Annotated in this window: 9 protein-coding genes; 8 read left to right on the top strand and 1 reads right to left on the bottom strand. The window is 45.6% G+C overall.

Annotated elements, in window-relative coordinates; genetic code table 11:
• The first annotated feature begins 242 nt into the window (after positions 1–242).
• The 8 genes from dnaA (at position 243) to BOCO_RS04930 (ending at position 12,623) form a co-directional block, all read left to right on the top strand.
• Entirely contained in the window at positions 243–1,958 is a 1,716-nt protein-coding gene (dnaA, locus tag BOCO_RS04965) for a chromosomal replication initiator protein DnaA (RefSeq protein WP_094723001.1), read from the top strand.
• Positions 1,959–2,374: 416 nt separating this feature from the next.
• A complete protein-coding gene (gene dnaN / locus BOCO_RS04960) occupies positions 2,375–3,499 on the top strand; it encodes a DNA polymerase III subunit beta (protein WP_094723000.1) in 1,125 nt (374 codons plus the stop codon).
• A 39-nt stretch (positions 3,500–3,538) separates the two neighbouring features.
• Positions 3,539–4,714 carry a DNA replication/repair protein RecF gene (recF, locus tag BOCO_RS04955; RefSeq protein WP_094722999.1) on the top strand — a complete coding sequence of 392 codons (1,176 nt, stop codon included), beginning with the start codon at positions 3,539–3,541 and terminating at the stop codon, positions 4,712–4,714.
• Positions 4,711–5,214 carry a DciA family protein gene (locus BOCO_RS04950; RefSeq protein ID WP_094722998.1) on the top strand — a complete coding sequence of 168 codons (504 nt, stop codon included), beginning with the start codon at positions 4,711–4,713 and terminating at the stop codon, positions 5,212–5,214. Before recF ends, BOCO_RS04950 begins: the two co-directional genes overlap by 4 nt.
• 243 nt (positions 5,215–5,457) lie before the next feature.
• The gene (gene gyrB, locus BOCO_RS04945; protein ID WP_244568764.1) at positions 5,458–7,491 is read left to right on the top strand and encodes a DNA topoisomerase (ATP-hydrolyzing) subunit B; all 2,034 of its coding nucleotides are present in this window, start codon (positions 5,458–5,460) and stop codon (positions 7,489–7,491) included.
• A gap of 62 nt (positions 7,492–7,553) precedes the next feature.
• On the top strand, positions 7,554–10,262 hold the full coding sequence (gene gyrA, locus BOCO_RS04940; RefSeq protein ID WP_094722997.1) for a DNA gyrase subunit A: 2,709 nt from the start codon (positions 7,554–7,556) through the stop codon (positions 10,260–10,262).
• A 537-nt stretch (positions 10,263–10,799) separates the two neighbouring features.
• On the top strand, positions 10,800–11,336 hold the full coding sequence (locus tag BOCO_RS07530) for a DUF3566 domain-containing protein (RefSeq protein WP_420835404.1): 537 nt from the start codon (positions 10,800–10,802) through the stop codon (positions 11,334–11,336).
• 96 nt (positions 11,337–11,432) lie between these two features.
• The gene (locus BOCO_RS04930; RefSeq protein WP_094722995.1) at positions 11,433–12,623 is read left to right on the top strand and encodes a VanZ family protein; all 1,191 of its coding nucleotides are present in this window, start codon (positions 11,433–11,435) and stop codon (positions 12,621–12,623) included.
• On the opposite strand, the gene BOCO_RS04925 is transcribed toward BOCO_RS04930, so the two are convergent.
• Positions 12,611–13,564 carry a DMT family transporter gene (locus BOCO_RS04925; protein WP_094722994.1) on the bottom strand — a complete coding sequence of 318 codons (954 nt, stop codon included), beginning with the start codon at positions 13,562–13,564 and terminating at the stop codon, positions 12,611–12,613. The genes BOCO_RS04930 and BOCO_RS04925 overlap by 13 nt on opposite strands.
• Positions 13,565–13,575 lie beyond the last annotated feature (11 nt).

Below are 13,575 nucleotides of genomic sequence, written 5' to 3'. Positions count from 1 at the left end.
GGTAAAAGCCTTGATACGACAGATAAAAGCAAACACAACTTATCCACAAACCACATATCTGTTATTCACAATTAGCCTCCGACAACACGCGAGCCGGTGGATAAGTAATGATAAGCCGTATCATGTTAGACAGACGGTTTCATGGTACGAAGACAACTTGGGGAACTTATGCCCAAGTGCGTCGTTCGTCAATGCTCATACTGTCGGGAAGAAACAAACTGGAGTTAAGAGAGGAGCAGGTCATGGCTCAAGGTCAGCTAGACCCTGCACAAGAAGCATCCCAAATTTGGACTGCTGCCTCTCAAGTACTCAAATTCAGTGAGGTACTGACCCCACGTGACAAAGGTTGGCTATCAGGTATCACACCTGAGGCGGTATTTGGTAATACGATTGTACTTTCTGTCTCTTCGCGTGCTGCTCAGGAAGCAGTACAAAGCGACCTAAGTCAACCGCTTCTTGATGCGCTAAGACTGGTTTCCGGACAAGACATGATTCCGGCAATTAAAATAGTGCAAAATAAATCAGCTGAACAACAGCACGTTCAGGAAGAAAGCCCCTCTTTATCTAAGGCAGATGACGGTACACCTGCTAGCTCAGCGGCAGCATATACAGCGAGCCAACCTATACCAACAGATCCTGTTGATCAATTTGCGAAAGCTCAATCAAATGAGCGAACCGATCAGGCGTCACCTACTCAAACCACTGCCCCCAACCCAGAAGCTAGCCAAGCTCAAACAACAGCTGTAACAGGTGCGTATGTACCTCAATCGTTTGCAAATCAAAACTATAACAATCAACCTTTTGCGGAAGATCCTTATGCTGTTGCAAACAATCAAACTGGATCACAGCCAACACAACAGAGTTTTCCCACATCACCGTTCCCCATGGGGCAAAACCGTATTGAACGTGATCCTGAAACCCACCTCAATAAGAGTGCAACGTTCGATACGTTTGTCCCTGGTGATTCCAATCGTTTTGCTCGAACAGTTGCTTTGACAGTAGCCGAAGGTTCAGGCCGAGATTACAATCCTTTGTGTATTTATGGCAGTTCAGGCTTAGGTAAAACTCATTTACTTAATGCCATAGGCAACTATGCACTTGTTAAAGATCCCAACCTCAAAGTGCGCTATGTCACCAGTGAGGAATTTACCAACGAGTTCATCGAAGCTCTTCAAGATCCCAATCGTAGCCAAGGTCAGATTGCAGAATTTAACCGCCGCTACCGCCAGGTTGATGTATTGCTTATTGATGATATTCAATTTTTAGGTGGCAAAGAAGCAACACTTGATCAATTCTTCCATACTTTTAACGCCTTACATGATGCTAATAAACGCATCGTTATTGCCTCAGATGTAGCTCCAATGAATCTGAAAGGCTTTGAGCAACGTCTTATTTCACGTTTTGACTCTGGTTTGACTGTTGACGTTAAACCACCAGACATGGAAACTCGCGTAGCTATTCTTCGCATGATGGCTGCCATGAATAGAGTTAACATTCCTAATGATGTCTTTGACTTGATTGCTGAACGATTCACGGAAAATATCCGAGAGTTAGAAGGTGCACTCACCCGAGTTACAGCAGTGGCTTCTTTGAACAATCAGCCAGTTACTCGTACATTGGCAGAACATACGTTACAAGATTATTTTGCAACAGACGTCGAAGTTAAGCCCACAGACATCATCACTCAGGTGGCCAAATACTTCCATTTAACTTTTGATGATCTTGTTGGACGTACAAGAACGAAAAATATCGCTCTTGCTAGGCAAATTGCCATGTATCTAGCCCGTGAGATGACCTCCATGTCTCTAGTCGATATTGGTGAGGTCTTTGGTGGCAGAGATCATACAACTGTTATGCATGCATATACACGTATTTCCAATGAAATGCAGGAAAAACGTGAAATCTATAACTATGTCATGGAACTGACAATTCGTCTAAAAAATCCTCAATCAAATTAAATGACACGCCCAAGGATATAGTACTTATAATAGAAGTTATCCACAGACTTATTCACGTATGTGGGCAAACCCTGGGAATAACTGCTAAAAATCCGTGGATAAGCCGTGAATAAGTTGGTACTAATTTCCCCTTTTTTGTGGATATCTAAAATTCGAGTTATGCACAGTGGATAACTTATGAGAATATCCACAGTAATCCACATTTTCTCCCCTCATGATCATCCTCCATGAACCGCGACATAACAGTTTTCGTACCACTTATCCACACTATCCACCGTGCTTATTATTACGACTACTTAAGATACATATTTCTTTTCATTCTCATTATCAATTGTTCGTGACTTCATTCTCAGTAAGCTCTCTCTGGGACCGGTAGAATAAAAACAAGAAACCTTGATTCCAACAAGAAGGCTCATATGAAAGTAGAAATTAACTCAGCAGCTCTCTCTGATGCTGTCGCTTGGACAACCCGCATTATTCCATCTCGTCCTGCTACTCCACTTCTGGCAGGAATCCGTCTAGAAGCAAAAGATGGCACCTTAAATCTTTCTGCTTTCGATTATGAAACTTCTGCGCGCAATCACATCGAAGCAGGAGTTGATGAGGCAGGAGTAGTTCTTGTACAGGGTAAACTCCTTGCAGATATCACAAAATCCTTACCTTCTGAAAAAACATACCTCTCCACTGAAGGCTCTAAAATCACTATTACCTCAGGAAAATCAACTTTTACCATGCAGCTCATGCCTGACAATGAGTATCCTGCACTTCCTGAACTGCCATCAACCCTAGGTCAAGTCGATGCGCAAACGTTCAATCAAGCTATTTCCCAGGCTATTGTTGCTGTTTCCCGAGAAGAGAATAGACCAGTTTTGACTGGCATTAAAACTCAGATTATCGGTGAAAAAGTTATTATGACCTCAACAGATCGTTTCCGACTGTCACAGGCAAGTTTCACTTGGACTCCACAGCAGACAGAAACAGAATCTACTTTGTTGATTCGTGGTTCACTCCTACGCGATATTGCTCGATCCTTGGATGAGCACCAGAACGTCACCTTGGACTTTAACCCAGAAAATCCAGCCCTTGTTGGTATAGAAAATGCAGGGCGTGCATCTACCTGCCAGCTCATTGATGGTGAGTTCCCCGCAGTTGACCGACTTTTCTCAGATGAATACCCAATCCAGGCTGTACTTTCAAAACAAGATCTACTGGATGCCATTAAGCGTGTAGCACTAGTCGCTGACCACAATGCACCCATACGAATGGTCTTTAGTGGGAAAGAGGTCACGTTAAGTGCAGGCGCTGTAGACGAGGCACAAGCCAATGAAGTTCTTGAAGTTGACCTCGACGGTGAAGACATCACTGTTGCCTTCAACCCCTCTTACCTCATAGAGGGACTCTCCGCAATCAGCGAGCCCTTTGTGCGGATGAAGATGACTTCAGCAGTAAAAGCTATAGAATTCAATGGACAACAAGAAGCAGATTCTGATGAATCTATGAACTATCGCTACCTTTTGGTACCAATGCGTTTTAACGTCTGAACTGATAAATAACCATTCTGTTACAAGGGAAGTTAGAGAGTGTATATTTCACGCCTGGCTGTAGACCACTACCGTTCATGGGAATCACTGGTCGTTGATCTTCAACCAGGCATTAATGTTCTTTATGGACGAAATGGTTTGGGGAAAACTAATTTGGTGGAAGCGCTGGAAGTTTTATCAACGGGTTCCAGTCATCGTGTTTCTTCCTCTGCTCCCCTTGTTCAGCGAGGACAGCATAAGGCTACAGTAAGGGCAAATGTACAAGAAGATGAGCATACAACAACTTACGAATTGACTATTCCTTTACGAGGAGCTAACCGTGGGCGAATCAACAATGGCTCTTCCTTGTACATGAGAGATTTTGTAGGTCGTATTTCTTGTGTTTGTTTTTCTCCGGATGACCAGCATTTGGTTGCAGGAGATCCTAATGGACGCCGGAATTTTCTAGACCAAACAGCTTCTCAGCTCGATCCTTCATACTATCAACTGAAACAAGATGTGACCCATTTAGCTCAGCAACGTGGTGCCTTGTTGAAACAGCTTTCACACTCTCAAGAAGTCTTGGGTGGAGATTCATATACTGACAATAGTCAAGCTGCCCTGAGTACTTTGGAAGTCTGGACTGCACAGTTCATTCAACAGGGTATGAAACTTACCGAGCGCCGTTTGCAGCTCATTCGCTCCTTACAAGGACCAATTCAAGACATATATCAGCAACTGGCGGGGTCTGATCAGAGTGTACATATGACGTATCTACCATCATTTGCTGAGGTCATTGATGATGGTGTGAGTGCTCAGAGTGCTACTCGCATAAGCCAGCATTTTCAACGCATATATGCTGGTGAAGTAGCCCGTGGACAGAATTTAATTGGTCCCCAGCGAGATGATATGGCATTTGTGCTAAATGGAATGGAAGCCAAGGGTTATGCTTCAAATGGTGAAGAGTGGACTTTAGCCTTAGCTTTGCGGCTGGCGCAATTCCAACTGTTAGCACAGGAAAACAATCATCAACCCATCCTTATTTTGGATGATGTGTTTGCTCAGTTGGATGAACATAGGCGTAGGCAAATTCTCAATTTTGCTAACGACCAGAATCAGGTGATCATTACTGTCGCTGCTGCCACTGATCTGCCTCAGGTAGATGATGTTCATGTGATTGACGTAGCAGATATTGCAGATCAGCATAGGATTGCTATGGAAGAAGTTTCGCTATGAAACGACCTATAGATCAAGAGTTACACTTGGACCCGCGTAAACTACCAGCGCAGGTCTTCAATCGTATCGTTAGACGTCCTTTTACACGGAAAAATCAAAAAATTGAAGCTGAAAAGGCTTGGTATTCCTTTGGCAAACCTGGTAGAGATCCTTCAGGGCTTTCATCAGTTATAGACCGGCTGGCTGTCCAAGATGGGTGGACTCCCCATTTAAAAATCGCACAGTTGCAAGATCATTGGGATCAAATTGTAGGACCTGCTATTGCTCAGCACTCTAGGGTGTTGTCCTATGAGCAAGGAAGGCTCGTCATTCAGGCGCGTACTACTGTTTGGGCTACACAGTTGACATACTTAGTGCCTCAACTTAAAGGCAAAATTACAGACCGTATTCGCATGCCTGTGGATGAGATTGTAGTTACAGGGCCCAGGAATTATCAGTTTTCTCAGGGACCTTACACCCGTGCAAATAAAGGCAGGGCGGGAAGATATAACCGATCTTAAATGCAGATATTGCCTTCTGTACTGCTCGAGGTCTGATAAGGCTGGTAGAATATAGATAGACAGTTAAACGTGTGTATGGCCCTTTTACGGTCGTTTTAGAGCCAATGCTCCTAAATTTGACCTATAAAAGAGACTTGAAGGGTCTAGGAAGGAATCTCTGTGGCAGAGAGTAATACGGATTTGTCTCAAGAATCGCAGTATGGCAATCATCCTGGTGGGAAAGTAGGAGATACTGCTCCGATTGTGAAGGAAAATGAGCTACAAAATGCTCAGTTGGATGATTCCTTATCTCCTGAGCATTATGATGCAAGTGATTTGCGAGTCTTGGAGGGTCTCGAGGCTGTACGCATTAGGCCTGGTATGTATATCGGTTCTACTGGTCCTCGCGGATTACACCATTTAGTTTACGAGATTGTCGATAATTCAGTTGATGAGGCTTTGGCTGGTTATGCTGACCATATTGAAGTTACGATTCTTCCTGATAACGGCATACGTGTCGACGATAATGGCCGTGGTATTCCAGTTGATGAGGTGCCAGGAGAAGGTGTATCTGGTGTTGAAACAGTAATGACCAAGCTTCACGCCGGAGGTAAGTTCGGTGGTGGAGGTTACGCAGTTTCGGGTGGTCTTCACGGTGTAGGTATTTCTGTGGTGAATGCTCTTTCTAACCGGATAGAGGTTGAAGTGCGTCGCCAGGGCTACCATTGGCACCAAACATATGTGAATCAACGCCCCCAAGCTCCCCTGTCCAAAGATGAACCGTTACAAGCAGATGAGTCTACCGGTACTTCAGTGACTTTTTGGGCTGATCCCGATATTTTTGAAACAACAACCTATGATTTTGAAACGCTTCGTGCTCGTTTCCAGCAGATGGCTTTTCTAAACAAAGGTTTGCGCTTAACCTTGACCGATCAACGTCAGCCTGACTTGGCTGGTGATGAAGTCGCTGGTGAGGATGAGCCAGAAAAGCAAGTGCAAACCGTTTCATACCGTTATGAGAATGGCATTAGTGACTATGTAGATTACCTAGTGAAGAGTAAGAAAGCCACTCCGGTTGAAGACGATATCATCGATTTTGAAGCAGAAGATCTACAGTTAGGTATTTCTGCAGAAATTGCTATGCAATGGACTGGTGCTTATTCCGAATCAGTGCATACCTTCGCAAATACCATCTCCACTACTGAAGGTGGTGCGCATGAGGAAGGCTTCCGAGCTGCACTTACGATGATGGTTAATCGATACGCTCGTGAGAAGAATATCCTCAAAGAAAAGGATGAGAATCTTTCTGGTGACGATGTCCGTGAAGGATTGACAGCTGTAATTTCTGTCAAGATGACGAATCCGCAGTTTGAGGGGCAGACCAAGACTAAGCTAGGTAATCCAGAAGCCAAAACATTTGTTCAGCGCGTCATGACTGAACGTTTGGCTGACTGGTTTGATGCTCATCCCTCGGAGTCTAAAGCCATTGTCCAGAAGGCTTTAGATGCAGCACGGGCTAGAATTGCGGCTAAAAAGGCTCGTGAGTCTACGCGACGAAAGTCAATTTTTGAAACAGCTGGCATGCCAGATAAGCTTAAGGATTGCCAGTCCAATAATCCTGAAGAGTGTGAGCTCTTTATTGTCGAGGGTGATTCCGCAGGTGGCTCAGCTATTCAGGGGCGTAATCCTCTGACACAAGCTATTTTGCCTTTGAGAGGCAAGATTTTAAACACTGAGCGTGCTTCTCTCGATCGCATGATGAAGTCAGATACCATTGAATCTTTGATTACAGCTGTTGGTGCTGGCTATGGTGAGGACTTTGACCTCAACAAAGTTCGCTACCACAAGGTCATTATTATGGCTGATGCTGATGTAGATGGTGCTCATATTGCGACCTTGAACTTGACCCTCTTCTTCCGTTACATGAGGCCTATGATTACTGCTGGTTATATCTATGTGGCTATGCCTCCCCTGTACCGTTTGAAGTGGACTAAAGGTCCTCACGATTTTGTCTACACCGATGCTGAACGCGATCGAGTCCTTGCAGAAGGTAAGTCCAAGGGACGCCAGCTGCCAAAAGGCGAAGGAATTCAGCGCTACAAGGGTCTGGGAGAAATGAGTTATCAGGAACTTTGGGAGACCACTATGGATCCTGATCACCGAATTCTGAAGAAGGTTCATATCGAAGATGCTGCACAAGCTGATGAGACCTTTACCATGCTGATGGGAGACGAAGTAGAACCTAGAAGGCTCTTTATTCAGCGTAATGCTAAGGATGCGCGCTTCGTAGATGCCTGATCTATCGGCAGATTGCAGTAGTTCTCGACCGTATTATTTGACTTGTGATGTAAGGATTGACAGTGGCAGACGAACATAACAGTAATGACAATTCGGAAGGGTTAAACGATATTAACCTACCAGATGGCTCCCGTGAGCCCTTGAGTCCTCAAGAAATGGACAATACAGACTACGGTCTCCTTAAGGGTGAGCGTATTCAACCTATTGACCTACAGAAGGAAATGAAGGACTCTTATCTGTCTTACGCCATTTCCGTAATTGTAGAGCGCGCATTGCCTGACGTTCGTGATGGTATGAAACCTGTCCATCGTAGGGTTATTTATGCCATGTATGACGGTGGTTACCGACCAGATCGTGGCTATAACAAGTGTTCACGTGTAGTTGGCGATGTGATGGGTAAGTACCATCCACATGGTGATGCAGCTATTTATGACACCATTGTGCGTCTGGCTCAATCGTGGTCAATGAGATATCCATTGATTGATGGGCAGGGAAACTTTGGTTCCCCTGGTGACGATCCTGCGGCAGCTATGCGGTATACGGAGTGCCGTATGGCGCCACTTGCCATGGAAATGGTGCGAGATATCGACAAAGATACTGTCGATTTTATTCCCAACTATGATGGTAAAACACAAGAGCCAACTGTTTTACCTTCTCGCTTCCCTAATCTCTTGGTTAATGGTTCATCTGGCATTGCTGTGGGGATGGCTACGAATATTCCTCCCCACAATATGCATGAGATAGCGCAAGGTGTCCACTGGGCGCTTGACCACCCGGATGCTTCCAAGGAAGAGCTGCTGGATGCCCTCATCGGTATTATCAAAGGTCCTGACTTCCCTACTGGTGCCACCATTCTCGGGCACAAGGGTATAGAACAGGCCTACCGTACGGGCCGCGGTCTTATTACTATGCGTGCAGTAGTTAATACTGAAGAGATTAACGGTCGTATGTGCTTAGTGGTTACTGAGCTCCCCTATCAAGTTAATCCTGATCGCTTAGTTGTCTCTATCCGAGAAGCAGTGCGCGACGGTAAGATTCAAGGCATCGCCGATATGCGTGATGAAACTTCTGGACGTACTGGGCAGCGCCTAGTTCTGGTTCTTAAGCGTGACGCAGTGCCTAAAGTTGTGCTCAACAACCTCTACAAGCACTCTCAGCTTCAGCAGACCTTTGGTGCCAATATGTTGGCTTTGGTTGACGGTGTACCGCGCACTCTGAGCTTGGATGCTTTCATCCGTCATTGGGTGGATCACCAGCTAGATGTGATTGAACGTCGTACTCAGTATTTGAAGCGCGAAGCAGAAGAACGTGACCATATCTTACAAGGTTACCTCAAGGCCTTGGATATGATCGAAGAGGTTATAGCCCTCATTCGTAAATCAAAAGATGTCGAAACCGCTCGCACAGGTCTGATGAATCTATTAGGAGTAGATGAAATTCAGGCAGATGCTATTCTTGCTATGCAGCTACGTCGCTTGGCTGCTTTGGAACGGCAGAAGATACTAGACGAGCATGAAGAACTCATGCGCAAAATCAAGGATTACAACGCCATTTTGGGTGATCCGCTCAGACAGCGCGCTATTGTTGGCAGTGAGATGGATGAAATCGTCGAGAAATATGGAGACGAACGTCGTACTAAGATTCTGCCTTACTCAGGTGAGATGAATGTAGAGGACCTGATCGCCGACGAGAACGTGGTTGTTACAGTTACCCATTCAGGTTTTGTGAAGCGGACAAAAGCAGATGAGTACCGTGCACAGCATCGAGGTGGTAAGGGGATCAAGGGTACACGTCTACGAGAGGCAGATGTCGTTGACCACTTCTTCTTGACTTCTACCCATAATTGGTTACTGTTCTTCACCAATAAGGGTCGTGTATATCGGATCAAGGCCTACGAATTACCAGAAGGATCACGAGATTCTAAGGGACAACATGTAGCTAACTTGCTTCAGTTGAGTCCAGGTGAACAGATTGAACAGGTACTTTCTGTGCATTCTTACGATGATGCAGATTACTTGGTGCTTGCTACCCGTACCGGTAAGGTCAAGAAGACACGTCTACCCGAGTACGATTCTCCTCGTCAAGGTGGCTTGATCGCTGTTCGACTGATGCAATTGGAAGACGAGCAGGGTAACTTGCTCACCAAGCCCAGCGAAGATGGTGAGAGTGTAGAGCCAGTCTACGATGAACTTGTTGGCGCTGGCCTATGCAATAAAGAAGATGACATTATCCTTGTCTCCCGAAAGGGAATGAGTGTCAAGTTCCCCGCTGATGATGAAACGTTGCGACCTATGGGTAGGCAGACCGCTGGCGTACAGGGCATGAAGTTCCGCGAGGGAGATGAACTACTGAGCATGGATGTGGTTCCTGAAGATTCTGATGAGGATCTTTTGGTTGTCACTGATGAGGGCTTTGCCAAGCGTACGGCATTGTCTGAATACAGGCTTCAGGGGCGTAATGGATATGGTGTTAAAGCTATTGCTATGGTTGAAGGCCGCGGCTCTTTGGTAGGAGCTCTTGTGGTTCATGAGAGTGATCAGGTTATGGCAATTATGAAGTCAGGCAAGGTTATTCGTTCTGATGTCCGTGAAGTTAAACGTACCGGTCGTAACACTCAGGGTGTAACTTTGGCTAAGCCAGACAAGGGTGATGAAATTTTGTCTGTAGCACGTAACGCTGAACATGAGGAACCTAATGTTAATGGTGAGGCAGCGACTGATGATACCTCCCAAAAGCAAGAAGTTGTCAGTTCATCGGAACAGATTCAATAAGTGTCAGGTATGTGCAGTCAGGCGGTAGTGTGGAGAAGAGGGAATAGTGTTCTCACTACCGCCATGAAACTGGTAGTCTCACTAAACGTGAGGAGCACTTGAGCTTCACACACTGTGGGGTTGTCTTGGGTGAAAAATCAAGGAGCGCCGATGAGCGAAAAAGACAGCGAAAAAGCCAAGTCTGATAAAGCTGGACCGGGCACAGCAGCTACTACACGCACAACGAGTAGTAGCAGTCAGCCTGCACAGGTGAAACATCCGCCTCAGCAAGTTCCGAGTAAGGAAACAGAGAAGGTTGCTAAAAAGCCTGTACCTGCGAAGCCATCCGAAAAGAAGCAGGAATCTTCAAAAGAAGTAACTTCTTCCCCACAAAATGTTGGGAAAAAAAGTCCAGAGAAAGAGACTAAAGAGCTGAAGGCACCTGTAGGGCAAGAACGGAAATCTTCCCAAGTGAAGGCTCAGACGGAGAAGACACCGGTTCAGCAACGGAAAACAAGCAGTGAACCTAGGCGGGCAGTTTCATCATCATCTGAGACGATTCCGCGGGTTAGGGTTACGGGCCGTAGTCAAGAAGCTGCCAATCCTATATCTACAAGTAAGACTCCCCGACCGGTAACAAAGATCCGTACACGTGAACCTGCAAGCAACTTGGATGAGCAGATGGGGCTCAAACTGGAGACCAAGAATACGAAGAATAAGGTCCAGGTACCTCGTGCTCGACGTATGCAGCTCTCATTGACTTATGTGGAACCGTGGTCAGTTGCTAAGGTGAGTTTTCTTCTCGCCATTGCAGGTGCGGTTATTCAGGTGGTAGCTGCGTCCTTACTTTGGTTCCTGTTAAACGCCATAGGTTTGTTTGACAATATTACTCAGATGGTTTCTAAAACGGGCTTGGATGCTGGTGGTATAGATTTGAGTTCAGTTTTGAGCCTGGGCACAGTTATCAGTTCAGTTACAATTTTCTCTATCTTTGAGATTATTTTCGTTGTAGTGATGGCAACAATTGGTGCCTTCCTCTACAATGTTGTCGGATCCCTTGTGGGCGGTATTCACGTTACGTTGGGCGACGACTGACCACTCACACAAACTTATTACATCATGAATGCTCTCACATCCTTGTAGTCCATGGGTATGAGAGCATTGTTCTACTTCTTACCGTAAGCTAGGAAAATGTTCGAATACATTGGCAATTTTAGCTCTTCCTTCGCCATGTCAGTCGCTATGTGGCCCTTTGCTTCAGCATTATTGACCTTGCCTGTATTAGCACTGATTTACCATCGCTATCATCGTTTGAGACTGAGCTCTGCCCTGTCTTCCTACCTGGTAATTCTCTACCTGCTGTCATTAGTTTTCTTTACGTTGTGGCCCATGCCAGATGACCGTGCTAGTTTTTGTGCCACACACTACTTTCCTGCACAGCTACATCCTTTACAATTTTTAGAGGATTTGGCTACTGGTGGTAGAACTGCACTCTTCCAGATTGTGCTTAATATCATTTTCTTCATACCCTTAGGATTCATCATGGGACGCGTCTTCCGGTGGCGGTTCTATGCGGCAATTCCGATCGCTTTCCTAACCTCTCTCACTATTGAGACAGCTCAGCTTACTGGAGCTTTTGGTTTAGTGGGTTGTGCTTACCGGCATTTTGATGTAGACGACTTAGTGTGGAATACAAGTGGTGCTATAGTCGGCATCATTTGTGCTGCCATAATCAATTGGATTTCACCACCTAGACAGGCTGATGCCGATGAAGTAGTACTCAACCCTTCCTTCTTGCATAGAAGTGTTGCTATGGCAGTTGACTTGGTGTTAACATATGCGATTTCTTCTTCGCTCGGTTTCGCTCTAGTCGTTATTATTAATCGAATGGCATACCATCAAGCCAATGGAAATTATAGTATTCATGGCATATCAGTCAATCCTAGTTCCCTGCGCATTATGGTGGTGGCATTGAATGTCTTCTTCTTATTGGTATTCGAACTTGTCTTACCACTGATCCGCCATGGACAGACACTGGGTGGTTCGTTTACCCATATGAGTATAGAAACGCGAAGCCGGCATGGTTGGCTGAGGACTATCTTCTACTTCAGCCGCACAGTACTTGTGGTGTTTGTTTTCGGACCTTGGTCAGGAAATATACGACAGATAGCCAATGCACTTGCTGTTTTGCTGTTGGTCTTCTACTTGTTCAAACGGCAGATGCCTTACGATTGTATTCCTTCTTCCCGTATTTACGACTCCCCGGGAAATAATAGTTCACAGATGTACTCTGGACAGGCAGCTGACGAGGTCATTCCAGTAGCGATACCACCAGCAACTTCCCGACCGCAGCGGTCAACCTCATCTACTCAAATTTGGTGAGTATTTGCTGGCAGTACATTGCTCTGTGTTGATTTACGTCGAAAATTGAAGTTAGTTTCAGATACAACAATAGCTGAGAAAATCACTGCAAAACCAGCTATATGGGCAATAGTTAGTTTTTCACCTAAGACAAGAACAGAAATAAGCATGCCAAAGAGACTTTCAGTACAGAGAATAAGCGAACCTTGGGATGCCGGTACTTGCGAGAAGGCAATATTCTGTAAATTCTGAGCTATCAGTGTAGAGACAACAATAAGATATGCCAAGGATCCTATAACTTGCGGCTGGAAAGCGCTGACTCCAGGAGCAGGTTCAGTAAAGACGGCCCCGATGAGGAAGAGTATCCCAGCAATAAGAAGCTCATAATAGGTCAGAACAGTGGCATCGAATTTTTTGGCCAACCCACCAGCCAGAACAATGTTTGCTCCATAGAAGGCAGCTCCTACCAGAGTGAGTAAATCGCCAGAGCTGAGAGACAGGTGGGCTGAGTCATTTGGGCTCAGTGATATTAGTCCAACACCGACTATGCATAGGAGTGCTGCGATAAAGTTGCGAAGAGAAGGGCGTCTGTGGGCCACTGCCCATACTAGGAAGGGTACAAGGACGCAATACGTGGCAGTTAAGAAGGAGTTACGCCCTGGTCCTATGGTGCGTAAACCCTGCATCTGGAACATGAACGCACCCCAGTAAGTCACTCCAAGTAAAAGACCAGGTATGAGCAAGTTTAAAGGGTGGCTACGTTTGAACTTACCCCACATAAGTGGTGTCAGGATAGATACAGAGATAAGCAGTCGAATACCCATAATCCACTGAACGCTCATCTGCCGTAAGGCTACTTTTTCAAAGGTATACCCAGCTCCCCAAGCAGCTGCTGCTATCACTAACATAATGCGGGCCAGCCAAGGAGCTGGTCTTGTAATTGAAGAGGTGAGGGAAGTCATTTCTCTCAGCT

Origin of the sequence: Bombiscardovia coagulans (genome assembly GCF_002259585.1) — a bacterium.
GTDB lineage: Bacteria > Actinomycetota > Actinomycetes > Actinomycetales > Bifidobacteriaceae > Bombiscardovia > Bombiscardovia coagulans.
This window is presented reverse-complemented; position numbering and strand designations above follow the sequence as displayed.